The sequence below is a fragment of the Streptomyces sp. NPDC006012 genome (assembly GCF_042871185.1).
Classification (GTDB): Bacteria; Actinomycetota; Actinomycetes; order Streptomycetales; family Streptomycetaceae; genus Streptomyces.
The window spans coordinates 148,657-164,285 of record NZ_JBIAIE010000019.1 but is presented as its reverse complement, the minus strand read 5'-3'; the positions used below and the strand labels follow the sequence as shown (position 1 = coordinate 164,285).

At 72.8% G+C, this 15,629-nt stretch carries 11 protein-coding genes; 7 read left to right on the top strand and 4 right to left on the bottom strand.

From position 1 onward, the window contains the following. Nucleotides 1-179: 179 nt before the first annotated feature. The gene (locus ACFYPJ_RS27940) at nucleotides 180-455 is read right to left on the bottom strand and encodes a hypothetical protein (protein ID WP_389022718.1); all 276 of its coding nucleotides are present in this window, start codon (nucleotides 453-455) and stop codon (nucleotides 180-182) included. 78 nt (nucleotides 456-533) lie between these two features. After that, the gene (locus tag ACFYPJ_RS27935) at nucleotides 534-2,987 is read right to left on the bottom strand and encodes a SpoIIE family protein phosphatase (protein ID WP_389022715.1); all 2,454 of its coding nucleotides are present in this window, start codon (nucleotides 2,985-2,987) and stop codon (nucleotides 534-536) included. A 402-nt stretch (nucleotides 2,988-3,389) separates the two neighbouring features. Here ACFYPJ_RS27935 and ACFYPJ_RS27930 point away from each other — a divergent pair, with 402 nt between their 5' ends. The 6 genes from ACFYPJ_RS27930 (at nucleotide 3,390) to ACFYPJ_RS27905 (ending at nucleotide 13,042) form a co-directional block, all read left to right on the top strand. Beyond that, a complete protein-coding gene (locus tag ACFYPJ_RS27930; protein ID WP_389022712.1) occupies nucleotides 3,390-5,528 on the top strand; it encodes a SpoIIE family protein phosphatase in 2,139 nt (712 codons plus the stop codon). Nucleotides 5,529-5,811: 283 nt separating this feature from the next. Then, nucleotides 5,812-6,225: a PaaI family thioesterase gene (locus ACFYPJ_RS27925; protein WP_389022709.1), complete on the top strand. Its 414-nt coding sequence runs from the start codon at nucleotides 5,812-5,814 to the stop codon at nucleotides 6,223-6,225. A gap of 616 nt (nucleotides 6,226-6,841) precedes the next feature. Beyond that, nucleotides 6,842-7,057: a type A2 lantipeptide gene (locus ACFYPJ_RS27920; protein ID WP_389022706.1), complete on the top strand. Its 216-nt coding sequence runs from the start codon at nucleotides 6,842-6,844 to the stop codon at nucleotides 7,055-7,057. A 105-nt stretch (nucleotides 7,058-7,162) separates the two neighbouring features. After that, entirely contained in the window at nucleotides 7,163-7,969 is an 807-nt protein-coding gene (locus tag ACFYPJ_RS27915; protein WP_389022703.1) for an HlyD family efflux transporter periplasmic adaptor subunit, read from the top strand. Further along, the gene (locus ACFYPJ_RS27910; protein ID WP_389022701.1) at nucleotides 7,966-10,188 is read left to right on the top strand and encodes an NHLP family bacteriocin export ABC transporter peptidase/permease/ATPase subunit; all 2,223 of its coding nucleotides are present in this window, start codon (nucleotides 7,966-7,968) and stop codon (nucleotides 10,186-10,188) included. The genes ACFYPJ_RS27915 and ACFYPJ_RS27910 overlap by 4 nt, the downstream gene beginning before the upstream one ends. 1 nt (nucleotide 10,189) lies before the next feature. Further along, nucleotides 10,190-13,042, top strand: coding sequence for an NHLP bacteriocin export ABC transporter permease/ATPase subunit (locus tag ACFYPJ_RS27905; protein WP_389022698.1), 2,853 nt, complete (start codon nucleotides 10,190-10,192; stop codon nucleotides 13,040-13,042). A 4-nt stretch (nucleotides 13,043-13,046) separates the two neighbouring features. Here ACFYPJ_RS27905 and ACFYPJ_RS27900 read toward each other — a convergent pair whose 3' ends face one another. Further along, nucleotides 13,047-13,574: an SRPBCC family protein gene (locus ACFYPJ_RS27900; protein ID WP_389022696.1), complete on the bottom strand. Its 528-nt coding sequence runs from the start codon at nucleotides 13,572-13,574 to the stop codon at nucleotides 13,047-13,049. 6 nt (nucleotides 13,575-13,580) lie between these two features. Continuing rightward, the gene (locus ACFYPJ_RS27895) at nucleotides 13,581-13,925 is read right to left on the bottom strand and encodes an ArsR/SmtB family transcription factor (protein ID WP_389022693.1); all 345 of its coding nucleotides are present in this window, start codon (nucleotides 13,923-13,925) and stop codon (nucleotides 13,581-13,583) included. 171 nt (nucleotides 13,926-14,096) lie between these two features. Between ACFYPJ_RS27895 and ACFYPJ_RS27890 the strand changes: the two genes are divergently transcribed. Further along, nucleotides 14,097-15,605, top strand: coding sequence for an MFS transporter (locus ACFYPJ_RS27890; protein WP_389022691.1), 1,509 nt, complete (start codon nucleotides 14,097-14,099; stop codon nucleotides 15,603-15,605). Nucleotides 15,606-15,629: the final 24 nt, after the last annotated feature.

Here is a 15,629-nt window from a genome sequence, read left to right as displayed (position 1 = left end):
AAAAGGCTCCCACTTCCTCGCCTTCCTCGGCCTCGCAGCCGCCCTCACCTGCTACAAGAAGCTCGCGAAACTCACCACATGAGACATCCTCTAAGAAAGTACGTCCTGTGTACTACGGCAGATTTTCGGGAGAGGGTGATCCAGCAGCGCGTACGGCTTCCGTCACTGGGGCGACACCTTCAGTCGTCCTCCGGTTCGGCCACGGCACGCTGCACCTCGTCCTCGATCTCGCTCAGGGACCGGCCCTCGTCCCGGGCGTGCTCGCTCAGCGCGGTCCGCAGGTCCCGGGCCAGGTCGCGCCAGGCGCGCACGGCCGTCTCGTAGGTGTCCGCCTGGGTTGGGGTCAACTGGGCCTCCGCCGGGGGCCCATAGGTCTCCCGCAATCCCTCCACCTGGGCGTGGGCGGCATCGGCAGCGCGCCGTTTGGCGACGAGTTCTTCGAAGGTGTGCGACACGGCAAGGACCCTAGGCACGGCTCGCGCGCCACACCCGCGACCTGCCGGGCGGGGCCCCTACCCGTACCCGTGTGGCGGTCAGTCGCCGATCATGACGTCGGCCCACACCTGCTTGCCGCCGCCCGCCGGGACCGTCCCCCACGCCGACGACACGGCCTCCACCAGCAGGATGCCCCGGCCGCCCGTTGCCTCCCAGCCGAGGCTGGTGGGCTTGACGGGGGTGCGCGGCGAGGTGTCGGCCACGGCGACCCGGCAGCGGGTGCCGACCAGTGTGAGGCCGAGCCGGACCGGGCCGCCGGTGTGCACGAGGGCGTTGGTGACCAGTTCGGAGACGACGAGCAGGACGGCGTCCACGGCGTCCGTGGGCAGCCCCCAGGAGCGCAGGGTGCGCCTGGTGAAGCGCCGGGCGTGCCGCGCGGCCTCCGGCACCCGCCACACCGTCCAGCTCTCCCGCAGCGGGCGCACGGCCATGCCGTCGTAGCGCATCAGCAGCAGGGCCACGTCGTCGTCGCGGTGGGCGCCGGCGAGCAGGGCGTCGGCGACGGAGCCCGGACGGGCCGGGTCGGCGGCGCCCAGCTCCCGGGCGAGCCGGGCCAGCCCCGCGTCGATGTCGGTCTCGGCGGACTCCACCAGGCCGTCGGTGGTCAGCGCGAGCAGGCTGCCCGGCCGCAGCCGCACCGGGGTCATCGGGAACTCCGCCTGGGCCACCACACCGAGCGGCGGGCCGCCCGCCACCTCCAGCACCTGTGTGCCGCCGTCCGGGTGGCGCAGCACCGGCGGCACGTGACCGGCGCGCACGAACCAGGCCGAGCCCTCCTCCAGGTCGACATCGACGTAGCAGCAGGTGGCGAAGAGGTCGGTCTCCATCTCCAGCAGCAGCCGGTTGGCGTGCGAGACGACGACGTCCGGCGGGTGGCCCTCGGCCGCGTAGGCGCGCAGCGCGGTGCGCATCTGGCCCATGAGGGTGGCGGCGCCGGCGTTGTGGCCCTGGACGTCGCCGATGACGAGGGCCACGTGGTTGTCGGTCAGCGGGATCACGTCGTACCAGTCGCCGCCCACCTCCAGGCCGACGGTGGTCGGCAGGTAGCGGGCGACGGCGACCGCGCCGGGCAGCCGGGGCAGGCGGCGGGGCAGCACCGCGCGCTGGAGCATGCCGACCAGTTCGTGCTCGGCGTCGAAGGCGCGGACCCGCATCAGGGCGTGTCCGGCCAGGCCCGCGCAGGCGGTGAGCAGGGCGCCCTCGTCGGGTCCGAAGTCGTGCGGGCGGTCCCAGCCGATGACGCAGGCACCGGTCATCCGGCCGTCGGCGGGCAGCGGCAGCACGGCCAGGCCGCCGGGCCCGACCTCGGCGAGCGCGGGTTCCAGGTCGGAGCCGGCGGGCCAGACCCGGGCACGGCCCTCGCCCAGGGCCGCGGCGAGGGTGGGCATGGAGCGCACCGGTGCGTCGGGCCACTCGGTGCGCCACTCCGTGCGCCACAGCTCGGGCCAGGCGTCGGGCTCGGGCGGGTCGAGGACGGTGACCACGAGCCGGTCGTTCTCCAGCTCGGCGAGGGCGATCCGGTCGGCCTGCAGCGGTGTGCGCAGCGCCGCCACCACGGCCTGGCTGACGTCCTTGACGGTGCCCGCGGCGGCGAGGGACGCGGCCAGCCGCTGCACCCGGGCCACGTCGGTGAGATCGGAGCGGAACGTGGAGGCGTCCGCGACGGTGCCGACGAGCCGGGCCGGACGGCCTTCGCCCGCGGGCCACAGCCGGCCGCGCAGCCGCAGCCACTTCGGCGGGCCGGAGGGCTGCAGGATGCGGTACTCCAGCTCGCGTTCGCCGAGGGACAGGGGGTCGGCCTCGACGGCGGACATCAGCGAGGGCAGATCCTCGGGCACGGTCAGGGCGAGCAGCGTCTCGATCCGGCCGTCGAACGCGTTCCGGTCGATCCGGAACAGCTCCAGGATGCCCTCGCCGACCTCGACCCGGCCGGTGTCCATGGCCAGGCTGAAGGCGTCGGCGGGCAGGTCCCCGGTCTCCCCCGGCGTGGCCGGGACGGGCGTGGTGGTCGCGGCGGCGAGCAGTTCCAGGCAGGCGCGGTCCTCGCGGTCGAAGCCGCCGGGGGCCTCGGTCACGGCGAGCAGCAGGCCGACGCCGTCGCGTACCGGGAGGACGGCCAGGCTGACGTCCGGGGACGTGGCGCGGCGGCGTGCCTCGGGCGAGTCGGCCGGTTCCCCGGGGCCGAGCCACTGCGGGCGCCCGGTGCGGTGCGCCTCGGCGGCCGGGGACCGGCCGGAGACGGAGTGGGTGTCGCGCAGTCCGTACATCGTGTGCGGCAGCCCCGCCGACTCGGTGAGGCACAGCACGGTGCCGTCGTCACTGAGGGTGTACAGGCCGGCGAACGCCGCACCGGCGAGGACCAGCGCCTGTTCGAGCACGCGGTGGGTCCGGTGGGCGGTCCGGGGGTCGGCGGCTAGCGCTTCGAGGGCGGTTTCGGCACGCTCCCTCCTCGTTCCGCGCAGCGCCGCGCCGTCAGTGACCACGTCCGCCATTACAGCGCTTATGGGGCGTCCGCGCAGCCCCTGTGACCGTTCCATGGAGCCGCGGACACGAGTTTCCTACGGTGCTTCCGTGCGGCGCGCGCCGCACGGACGGTCACCGGCGTGCGGAGACCGTCCGTGCGCCGACCGGTGTCCCGCGCCCCGTGACCGGAGGGGCGCGGGCGGCGTGGGCGGCTCGCAGACGCGTACGGCAAGGGAGCGGCGTGAGTGGCCGCGCGGCCTTCGGCTGCGGCGGCCGGCGGGCATGGGGCCGCGGAGCCGGGGTACTCGTCGATCTCCACCAGCTCGGGAGCGGGTGCCGGGGGCGGCTTCCACCCTGCGCCGGGCGCCGCAGCGAGGGAGCCCTGACCCCGGAATGCGCGGTGTGCCGCGTGGCGTGAGGAGGCGGCCGCAGTGTCCGAAAGGCAGACACCCCCGCCGGCCCCGGCATCGACCGACGTGTGGTCCGGCCGCCCGCTGCTGTCGCTGTCGCTGGCCTCGATGATGGAGCACGTCCAGGCCCACTCCGGCGCGGTCTATCTGATGGCTTCCGACGAGCCGGTGCTCGAAATGGCGGTGATGGCGGGGCTGCCCCGGGCGTTCCTCGCGCCGTGGGAGCGGATCGGGCTGAGCGCGCCGCTTCCGGTGTCCGAGGCGGTGCGCGAGGGCCGGCTCGTCTGGGTGGGCGGCGAGGAGGAGATGGCACGCCGCTATCCGCGCGTCGCCGTGGTCCTCCCCTATGCCTTCTCCCTGGCCGCGCTGCCGCTGGCGACCGCCGACGCCACCTACGGCGCGTTGTTCGTGACCTGGCCGGGAACGCACCCGCCGGAGCCGGCCGGCCACGAGGGGGAGCATCTGACCCGGGCCTGCCGGCTGCTCGCGGCACGGCTGGAGCGGGCCGCGCGGGAGAACCGCCCCACGCAGCACGAGCCCGACCTGCTGGCGGTGCCGGAGCCGAACGTGGCGAGCACGCTGGGCTCGGTCGAAGCGGCCCGGATGGTGGCCCGGCTGCCGTACGGGCTCGTGTCGCTGGACCTGCACGGCCAGGTGGGCTTCGCCAACGCCGTGGCGGCCGACCTGCTGGGCACCTGCGCCGACGGTCTGACCGGCGCCCGGCTGTGGGCCTCGGTGCCGTGGCTGAACGATCCCGTCTACGAGGACCGCTACCGGGCCGCGCTGCTCAGCCAGCGCCCCACCTCGTTCGTGGCGCTGCGTCCACCGGGCGACTGGCTGTCCTTCCGCCTCTACCCGAGCACGACAGGGCTGACCGTGTTCATCGGCAAGGCCCGAGCGGTGGCGGAGCTGGAGCAGCGCACGCCGCGCGACGAGAAGCCGTCCCGGCTGGTGACCATCTCGCAGGTGCTGAGCCTGGCGGGCGCGCTGACCGAGGCGATCGGCGTGCAGGACGTGGTGCAGTTCGTCGCGGACGAGGTCTGCCCGGCCGTGGGCAGCCAGGGCGTGATCGTCCTCGGTTCCCATGCCGGACGGCTGCACGTGCTGGGGCAGCGCGGCTACCCGGATCCGCGTGCCGCCGACCAGTTCGACGGCGTGCCGCTGACGAAACGCACCCCGGGAGCGCACGTCCTCAGAACCGGGGTGCCGGCCTTCTTCGAATCCCGGCAGCAGTTGGAGCACCTTTACCCGGGCCGGCACGAGACTCCGGACGGCTTCGCCGCCTGGGCCTTTCTGCCGTTGATCGCCTCGGGGCGGCCGGTGGGCACCTGTGTGCTCGCCTACACGCAGCCGCATGTCTTCCCGGCGAGCGAGCGAGCCGTCCTGACCAGCCTGGGCGGGCTGATCGCGCAGGCCCTGGAGCGGGCCCGGCTCTACGACGCCAAACACCAACTCGCGCACGGACTGCAAGCGGCGCTGCTGCCGCACTCGCTGGTCCGGCTGCCCGGCATCGAGGCGGCCGCCCGTTATCTGCCGGCCACCCAGGGCATGGAGATCGGCGGCGACTTCTACGACCTGGTGCCGACCCGGCCGCTCCCGGCGGCGGTGATCGGGGACGTCCAGGGGCACAACGTGACCGCAGCCGGGCTGATGGGGCAGATCCGTACCGGGGTGCGTGCGTTCACGACCGGGGGCCAGCCGCCGGCGGAGGTCATGAGCAGCACCAACCGGCTGGTCATCGACCTCGGGGCCGAACTGTTCGCGAGTTGTCTGTATCTGCGTCTGGACCCGGCGCGGGAACGGGCCGTGATGGCCCGGGCGGGGCATCCGCCGCCGCTGCTGAGACGGCCGGACGGCCGGGTGCGGGTGCTGGACCTGGCCGGCGGCCCGCTGCTCGGGATCGACGCGGCGGCGACGTATCCCTGTACGGAGGTCGGTCTCACCCGCGGTTCACTGCTGGCCCTCTACACCGACGGACTGATCGAAGCGCCCGGAGTCGACATCGAGGACGCCCTGGCGGACCTGAGCGGGCTGCTGGCGGCGGCGGGCGATCAGCCGCTGGAGTTCGTGGCGGACGAGGTGGTACGGCACTGTGTGGCTTCGCACGAGCGGGCCGACGACGTGGCGGTGCTCCTGCTGCGGGCGCGGCAGGAAAGCTGACCCCCGAGCCGCGACCCCCCGGGACCCCCGACCCCCCGGACCCGCGACCCGGTCCCGCGACTCGCGTCCCGCACGCGACGCGACCGGGCCCGCACCCCCGCCGATCCGGGCGTGCACCGTCTACCGCCGGCCCGCCCCCGCCGGCTCATCCCGGCCCCTTCGGCACGCGGGTGCGGACGGCCCGAGCCGTCCGCGTGTTCCACCGCGTCGGCCGACGGCCGCGCGCCGCGGCGGATCCGCCCGTCTCGCGTGTCGTCGTGCGTGCTCGGGAACAATCCCCCGTATGACGATGACCACGGCCGAAGCCGACAAGATCCTCTCCGCCAATTTCGCCCCCTGGGTGCGCGAACTCGGGTTGTCGGTCGAGGCGCTGGGCGAGGACCGTGCCGTCCTGCGCCTGCCCTGGTCCGAGCGGCTGTCCCGGGAGGGCGGCGGGCTGTCGGGACAGGCGCTGATGGCCGCCGCCGACACCGCGACCGTGATCGCCGTCTCCGCGGCGCGCGGCGCCTTCGTCCCGATGACGACGGTGCAGCAGTCGACGTCCTTCCAGCGGGCGGTGACGGGTTCGGACGTCCTGCTGGAGGCGGTGCTCACCAAGATCGGGCGGCGGATGGCGTTCGCGGACATCACGATGACCGACGCGGACTCCGGCTCGCTCGCCGCCCGCGCGAGCACGGTGTACGCGCTGCTGGGCTGAAACGCGCTCCCACGAATCGATACGAGCCGGCACAAACCGAACCGGGCCACACGGGCGACACGGACGAAGCAGCTGTGGAGCGACAGCCCGCACGGGCCGACGCGCCCGGGCGGGGCGTCCGACACGACCCGTCCGTCGTCGGAACCGACGCACCCGATCCCGCCATCAACACGCTCAGATGCGGATCAGTGACCATCCGTTCCCTTTCGATCGGCAACTTCCCCCGTTCAGGGAATCTGCACATCGATTGCCCAAGCGGGTCACGGTGGCCCGCGGATCTGCACAACCGCGCGCCCCCTGCCGTGCCTTTGGCGCGGAGTGCCGGATTCGGCCACGCGAGGGCAAGAGTTCGGCCGCACCGATGCCGTGCGGCATGTGAAGGAGTCGCTGGCAAGCCGTGCCCGCTCCTGCACCGGACGAGCCCCTAGGTGACCCAAGTGCCCAGGTGGGGACGGTGATTGATTGGAAGGGCGAGCAGCCCGCGTGCTTTGATCCATCGCACCGCGAAGGACGTGCAGGGCTCCCGGAAACGAGCGCCCGGCGTCCGCGGTCGCGGCCGTCCCCAGAGGGGGCCGCTCTCCCCCTTATGAATACCCATACGAAGGGAAGTTCCATCATGAACTCCACCCCCCAGGTCCAGACCGCTGAGATCTCCGACGCCGACCTGGACAACGTCTCCGGCGGCCTGATCGGTGGCGTCGTCGCCACCGCCACCGGCCTGGCGGACAACGTTCTCCCGGTCTCCGGTCTGGTCGGCACCACCGTCGGCACCGTCGAGGGCCTCACCGGCCTGAACACCCAGCCGGTCACCGGCCTGGTGTCCGGTCTCTGATCGCACCTCGTTGACGCGGAGTCCCGGAGCCGTCCTGCGGCCCCGGGGCTCCGCGGTGTTCCATGTCCGCCGTGCCAGCGTCTCTCCGCAGGTGAGGGAAGTTCCGTGCAGTTCCGCCAACAGGCCCTCGCCAAGCTCCAGTCACCCGAGGAACTGGACCTTCCGGTGCGTCTCGCCCGTCCGCAGGGCTGGCTCGCGCTCCTGGTCACGGTCCTCGTGGTAGCGGCCGCCGCCGTGTGGGCGGTGACCGGATCGGTCGCCTCCACGGTCGGCGCACCCGCCATCCTCACGCACGGACAGGGCAGTTACATCCTGCAGAGTCCGGTCTCGGGCCAGGTCACCGCCGTACTCGCCCGGCAGGGCCAGCGGCTGCCCGCCGACTCCCCCGTCCTGAAGGTCCGCACCGGTCAGGACGAATCGGTCGTGCGCACGGTCGCCTCCGGCCGGATCACCACGCTCGCCGCGACCATCGGGCAGATCATCCAGACCGGTGCCGACGTCGCCGCGGTGGAGAAGATCGCACACGCCTCGGACCCGCTGTACGCGACGGTGTACGTGCCCGCCGAGAACGCCACCGCCATCCCCGCGAACGCCCCCGTCGACCTGACCGTGTCGTCGGTGTCCACCCAGGAGTACGGCGTGCTGCGCGGCCATGTGAAGTCGGTGGACCGCACCGCCCAGTCCGCGCAGTCGATCGCGGCGTTCCTCGGCGACGGCCAGCTGGGTGAGCAGTTCACCAAGGACGGGCGGCCGGTGGCCGTGCTGGTGCGGCTGGACGCGTCGTCGGCGACCAGGAGCGGCTACCACTGGTCCTCGGCGGACGGCCCGCCGTACGCCCTGGACTCGATGACCCTGGCCACCGGTTCGATCCGGCTGGCCGACCAGCGTCCCGTCGATTGGCTGCTGCCGTGACCACCGCTCAGGAAACCCGCGGCCGACGACGCGCCGCTCCGGCCAAGCGGCCGGTCCCCAAGGCCGCGCGCAAGGCCGTCCGCACGCCGACCGTGCTGCAGATGGAGGCCGTCGAGTGCGGCGCCGCCGCGCTCGCCATGGTGCTCGGCCACTACGGCCGGCACATCCCGCTGGAGGAACTGCGCATCGCCTGCGGGGTCTCCCGCGACGGCTCACGCGCCAGCAACCTGCTGAAGGCGGCCCGCGGGTTCGGGCTGACCGCCAAGGGCATGCAGATGGACCTGGCCGCGCTCGCCGAGGTGGCGGCACCGGCCATCCTGTTCTGGGAGTTCAACCACTACGTCGTCTACGACGGCATGGGCCGCCGGTTCGGCCGGCGCGGCGTGTACATCAACGACCCGGGCAAGGGCCGCCGGTTCGTGCCCATGGAGGAGTTCGACGGCAGCTTCACCGGGGTCGTCCTGGTGCTGGAGCCCGGCGAAGGATTCGCCCGGGGCGGGCGCAGGCCGGGGATCCTCGGCGCGATGCCGGCCCGGCTGCGCGGCACCGCGGGCACCCTGCCGGCGGCGGTGCTGGCCAGTCTGCTGCTGGTGGCGGTGGGCGCGGCGCTGCCCGCGCTCAGCCGGACGTACATCGACATGTTCCTCATCGGCGGACAGACCTCGCTGCTCGGCGTGCTGTTCGCGTCGATGGGCACCTGCGTACTGCTCACGCTGATGCTGACCTGGCTCCAGCAGGCCAACCTGCTGCACGGCCGGATCATCTCCTCGACCCTGTCCAGCGCCCGCTTCCTGCGCCATCTGCTGCGGCTGCCGGTGACGTTCTTCGCCCAGCGCAGCCCGGCCGACCTGGTGCAGCGGCTGCAGTCCAACGACCAGGTCGCCGAGACGCTGGCCCGGGACCTGGCGACGGCGGGCGTGGACGCGATCGTGGTCGTGCTGTACGCGGGGCTGCTGTACACGTACGACCCGCAGCTGACGTTCGTCGGCGTCGGCGTGGCGCTGCTCAACATCGTGGCGATGCGGTGGGTGGTGCGGCTGCGCGCGACCCGCACGGCGAAGCTGCGGGCGGATACCGCCCGGCTCACCAACACCTCGTACACCGGCCTGCAGTTGATCGAGACGATGAAGGCGACCGGCGGCGAGGACGGCTACTTCCGCAAGTGGGCCGGGCAGCACGCGACCACTCTGGAGGAGCAGCAACGGCTCGGCGTGCCGGGCGCCTGGCTGGGCGTGGTCGCGCCGACGCTGGCCACGTTCAACAGCGCGCTCATCCTGTGGATCGGCGGCCTGCGCGCGGTGGAGGGCCATATCTCGGTCGGTCTGCTGGTCGCCTTCCAGGCCCTGGTGACCCGCTTCACCGCCCCGCTGACCCGGCTCAACGGGGTGGCCGGACGCATCCAGGACTTCGCGGCGGACGTCGCCCGGCTGAAGGACGTGGAGAACTTCCGCGCCGACCCGGTGTACGACCGTCCCGGCGCGGGCGAGCCGGCCCGCCGCCTGCACGGCCATGTGGAGCTGGAGAACATCTCCTTCGGCTACAGCCCGCTCGACAAGCCCCTGCTCACCGGTTTCGACCTGACCGTCGGCCCCGGCCGGCAGGTCGCCCTGGTGGGCGGTTCGGGCAGCGGCAAGTCGACGGTCTCCCGGCTGATCGCCGGCCTGTACACCCCGTGGGAGGGGGTGATCCGCATCGACGGGCAGCGCCTCGACGGCATTCCGCGTGGTTCGCTCGCCGCGTCCGTCTCCTTCGTCGACCAGGACGTGTTCCTCTTCGAGGGCACGGTCCGCGACAACATCGCGCTGTGGGACCCGTCGGTCCCGGACGAGGCCGTGGTGGAGGCGCTGCGCGACGCCGCCCTGGACGACGTGGTGGCGCGTCGGCCGGGCGGCATCCACAGCAGGGTCGAGCAGGACGGCCGCAACTTCTCCGGCGGTCAGCGGCAGCGTCTGGAGATCGCGCGGGCTCTGGTGCGCCGGCCCAGTGTGCTGGTGCTCGACGAGGTGACGAGCGCGCTGGACGCGGAGACGGAGCTGACCGTGATGGACAACCTGCGGCGGCGGGGCTGTGCCTGCGTGGTGATCGCGCACCGGCTCAGCACCGTGCGTGACAGCGACGAGATCGTGATGCTCCAGCACGGCACGATCGTCGAACGCGGGCGCCACGACGACCTGGTGGCCCGCGGCGGGGCGTACGCCGCGCTGGTCAGGGAGCGGTGAGATGACGGACGCGTACGGCGGCGACCTGGTCCTCGGCGCGCTCGGCGCGCTGGGCACGCCGATCGACTGCGGCGGCTTCGGCCGACTGGACCTGGCGGGCCCGCAGACGCTGTGGCTGGTCGCGGCCGGTGCCCTGGACCTGTTCGCGGTGGAAGCCGAGCAGCAGGGCCACTGGCACCACCTCGGCCGGCTGGAGGCGGGCGCGCTGCTACTCGGCCCGGTGACGGGCGCCCGGCACACCCTGGTGGCCCGCCCGCTGCGGGACTGTGTGGTGCGCCGCATCGGGCTGCGCGAGCTGTACCAGGAGCCGCACACGCACAGTTGGTCGTACGACGAGTACGGCACCCCCCAGTACGTGCCGCCGACGTCGAGCCCGCTGGAGTACGGCCTCGCCCTGGGGGTCGGCCGCGGTCTGTCCGTGCTGTTCCAGGCGCCGCTGGCGACCGAGCGGGCGGCCGAGGACGGGGGTACCCCCGTGCGGGCGCAGGCGGGGACGGGGGACGACGAGGACGTCTTCTGGATGCAGGTGCCGCCGGGCAGTGTGCAGTACGGGTCGGTGTACGGCACGGAGGCCGCGGACGACCTGCTGATGGACCCGGCGCTGTGGCAGGGCATGGTCGATCAGCAGTACCGGCTGCTGACCGCGCTGGACCGCTGGATCGAACAGCTGGAGCGCACCCACGAGACGCGCACGGCCGCCGGGATCAAGGCGGGTGAGGCGGCCCGGGCCCAGGCGGACCGCACCCTGCTCGCCTCCATCGGCCGGGCGTCGGCGAAGCCTGCCACGGCCGCCGACGCCGATGCCACCTTTGCCGCCTGCAAACTGGTCGCCCGGGCCGCCGGGATCACGCTCGCCGAGCCGCCGCGGTCAGGCACCGGGGACGACCGGCTCGACCCGGTCGAGCGGGTGGCCCTCGCCTCCCGGGTGCGCACCCGGGCGGTGCGGCTGACCGGCCGCTGGTGGCGGGACGACGTGGGGCCGCTGGTCGGGCACCGGGCGCTGTCCGGGGCGCCGGTGGCGCTGCTGTGGCGGCGCGGCGGCTATGCGGCCGTGCATCCGGCGACCGGCCGGGAGACTCCGGTGGAGAAGGCCAACGCCGAGGAGTTCGAGCCGCGCGCGGTGATGTTCTACCGCCCGCTGCCCGACCGGATGCCCGGCCCGCTCGGCCTGCTGCGGTTCACCACCCGCGGCACCCGCGGCGACCTGCTGGCGCTGCTGCTGTCCGGCCTGGTGACGGTCGCGATCGGCGCGCTCGTGCCGGTCGCGACCGGCAGGGTGCTCGGCGAGTACGTGCCCAAGGCCCAGCAGGGGCTGATCGTGCAGGTCTGTCTGGCCGTCATGATCAGCGGCGTGGTGGCGGCCGCGTTCACACTGCTGCAGAACCTGACCGTCCTCCGGCTGGAGGGCCGTATCGAGGCGACGCTCCAACCGGCCGTCTGGGACCGGTTGCTGCGTCTGCCGACCGGGTTCTTCACCCGGCGCTCGACGGGCGAACTGGCCAGTGCCGCCATGGGTGTCAGCGCCATGCGGCGGATACTCGCGGGTGTCGGCCCGGTGGTCGCCCAGTCGGGGACCGTGGGCGCGATGAACCTGGCGCTGCTGTTCTGGTACGGCGCGCCGATGGCGCTGGCCGCGCTGGGCATGCTAGTGGTCGTCGCGGCCGTGTTCCTGGGCCTGGGGCTGTGGCAGGTGCGCTGGCAGCGGCGGCTGACGGTGCTCGGCAACAAGCTGAACAACCAGGCGTTCCAGACGCTGCGCGGCCTGCCGAAGCTCCGGGTGGCCGCGGCCGAGAACTACGCCTACGCCGCCTGGGCGGGCGAGTTCGCGCGCAGCCGTGAACTCCAGCAGCGCGTGGGCCGGATCAAGAACCTGACCACGGTGCTGGGTTCGGTGTACCTGCCGGTGTGCACCCTGCTGATGTTCATGCTGCTGGCGGGTCCGGCCCGGGGCAGCATGTCGGCGGCGGCGTTCCTCACCTTCAACACCTCGGTGACCATGCTGCTCACCTCGGTCACCCAGCTGACCGGCTCGTTCGTCTCTGCGGTGGCGGCCTGGCCGCTGTTCGAGGAGATCCGGCCGGTGCTGGAGGCGACGCCGGAGGTCCGCACGGCGAACACCCGGCCCGGTCCGCTGTCGGGTGCGGTGGGGGTCCGCCGGCTGTCGTTCCGGTACACCGACGACGGACCGCTCGTCCTGGACGACGTGTCGTTCGAGGTGCGTCCGGGCGAGTTCGTGGCGGTCGTCGGCCCCAGCGGCTGCGGCAAGTCGACCCTGCTGCGGCTGCTGATCGGATTCGACCGGCCGCTTTCGGGCAGTGTCCTGTACGACGGGCAGGACCTGGCGGCGCTCGACCAGTCGGCCGTGCGCCGCCAGTGCGGAGTGGTGCTCCAGCACGCCCAGCCGTTCACCGGGTCGATCCTGGACGTCATCTGCGGGACCGAGGCGTACACGCCCGAGGAGGCGATGGCGGCGGCCGAACTGGCGGGCCTCGCCGAGGACATCAAGCGGATGCCGATGGGCCTGCACACGATCGTCTCCGGCGGCGGCGCGGTCTCCGGCGGGCAGCGGCAGCGCCTGATGATCGCCCAGGCGCTGATCCGGCGGCCCCGCATCCTGTTCTTCGACGAGGCGACCAGCGCCCTGGACAACGACACCCAGCGCACGGTCATCGAGAGCACGCGGGCGCTCGACGCCACGCGTGTCGTCATCGCCCACCGGCTGTCGACGGTGCTGGACGCGGACCGGATCATCGTGATGGAGGACGGCCGGATCATCCAGCAGGGCCCGCCCGCGGAACTGCTCGCCGACACCGGGGGCCGGCTGCACGAGTTGGTGCGGCGGCAACTGGCGTGACAGTTCAGTCGAGTCCGGGCACGGGTGCGCCGGAGGGGACCCCAGCCGCGCGGTAGCCGGCGTAGAACTCCTTCCAGGGCGCACTGATGCCGGCGTGCGAGCCGGTGAAGGTCCCGCCGCGGGCCAGCGCGTCCAGGGCGGTGAGGCACACCTCCCAACCCGCCCCGTTGCGGGCGGCGGTGTTCTCGGCGGCGAGGACGTCGGTGAGGGTGAAGCGGGTGCGCCGGCCGTCGACCTCCTCCAGGTCGAAGTGGAGTTCGTCGCCGCCCCAGTCGAAGGAGAGGTGGCGGGGCGGGTCGACGGCGAGCACCCGGCCGGTCGGCTCCGGCAGGTTCGGGTCGCCCTCGAACCGGACCGTGCCGCCGGGCCGCAGGTCGATCTCGGCGCGCGAGGGGAACCACTGGGCGAGTTCGTCCGGGTCGGTCACGAACCGCCAGACGCGGTCGACGGGGTGGTCGTAGACGCGGCTGAAACAGACGGCGGAGCGGCCGTCGTCCAAGGTCACATAGGTTCCGGTGAGTTCGGCCTGCATGGTGGATCAGTCCTTCGGGGCGGAGGGTCGCGTGCGGTCGTCCGACGTCTCGTCGAGGCGGCGCCCAAGAGCGTCCAGGCCGGCGTTCCACAGCCTGCGGTAGGGCGCGAGCCAGGTGTCGAGTGCGGCCATCGGAGCCGGGTCGAGGGCGTAGACGCGACGCTGTGCCTCCTGCCGGACCCGCACCAGTCCCACCTCCCGGAGCACCTTGAGGTGCTTGGAGGTGCTGGGCTGGCTCAGACCGCACGCCTCCACGATCTCCCCGACGGCCCGCGGGCGCTCCAGGAGGAGCGCGACGATGGCCCGGCGATGAGGGTCGGCGAGAGCGGACCAGAGCACGGTGTCGGACATGGCAGCAATATGCCTCCAGAGTTATATGCCTGTCAAGGAATACGAAACTTCACCCACCTCATCGAAACGTTGCCGTTTCGCTCACGATGGTCTAGCCTCAATGCGTACGAAACAGTTTCGTTCAACTTCTGTTCGTCAAACCCGGAACGACTTCCCTGGAGCGGCTCTCCCATGCCTCAGAAGACCCTGCCCGACGACGCCCTCGCGGGTGCCGTGGAGGCACCGTCCGCGGCACCCCCCTCGCCCCGGCGCTGGTGGATCCTCGCGATCATCGCCGTCGCGCAGCTGATGGTGGTGCTCGACGCCACGATCGTGAACATCGCTCTGCCGTCCGCGCAGGCGGATCTCGGTTTCTCGGACGGCAACCGGCAGTGGATCGTCACCGCGTACGCCCTCGCCTTCGCCTCACTGCTGCTGCTCGGCGGGCGCATAGCCGACCTGTTCGGCCGCAAGCCGGCCTTCCTCGTCGGCGTCGTCGGGTTCGCCGCCGTCTCCGCGCTGGGCGGCGCGGCGAACGGCTTCACCATGCTGGTCATCGCCCGCGCCCTGCAGGGTGCCTTCGGCGCCCTGCTCGCGCCCGCCGCGCTGTCACTGCTCAACACCACGTTCACCGACGCCCGGGAGCGGGCGCGGGCGTTCAGCGTGTACGGCGCCATCGCCGGCGCGGGCGGTGCGGTGGGACTGCTGCTCGGCGGCATCCTCACGGACGCGCTCGACTGGCGCTGGACGCTGTACGTCAACGTGGCCATCGCCGTGGTCGCCTTCATCGGCGGTTCGGTGCTGCTGACCAACCACCGCGACGGCGCGGGCTCCAAGCTCGACGTGCCGGGCACGATCCTGGTCGCCGCCGGTCTCTTCTCTCTGGTCTACGGCTTCTCCAACGCCGAGACGCACGACTGGGATTCGCCGCTGACCTGGGGCTTCCTGATCGCGGGAACCGTGCTGCTGGCCGCGTTCGGCTGGTGGCAGACCCGCGCCGAGCACCCGCTGCTGCCCCTGCGCATCCTGCTGGATCGCGGCCGGGCCGCCTCGTACATCTCGGTGCTGATCAGCGGCGCGGGCATGTTCGGCGTGTTCCTCTTCCTCACCTACTACCTGCAGCTCAACCTCGGTTTCAGCCCGACGAGGACCGGTGTGGCGTTCCTGCCGATGGTCGGCGCCCTGATGGTGACCGCCCAGCTCGGCACCACGGTGCTGCTGCCCAGGGTCGGCCCCAAGACCGTCATCTCGCTGGGCTTCGCCGTCGCCGCCGCGGGCATGGCCTGGCTGACCGGCATCGGGATCGGCTCGGCCTACTCCACCGCCGTACTGCCGCAGCTGATCGTGATCGGCGTGGGCCTCGGCCTGGTCATGCCCCCCGCGATGCAGCTGGCCACGGGCGGGGTCGCCGCCGAGGACGCAGGCGTCGCCTCCGCGACCGTCAACGCCATGCAGCAGGTGGGCGGTTCGGTCGGCACGGCGCTGCTGAACACGCTCGCCGCGAGCGCGGCCAGCGACTACCTGGCCGGCCGGGACGCCACCAGCAAGGTGGTCCAGGCACAGGCGACGATCGAGAGCTACACCACCGCCTTCTGGTGGTCCGCGGGTCTCTTCGCGGTGGGTGCGCTGATCGCGCTGCTCCTCTTCCGCCGCGGTGCGCCGCAGCAGGTCCCCGGCGCCGCGCCCGTGGTGCACATGTGACGACCGTACGGGTTCCGCGGAGCC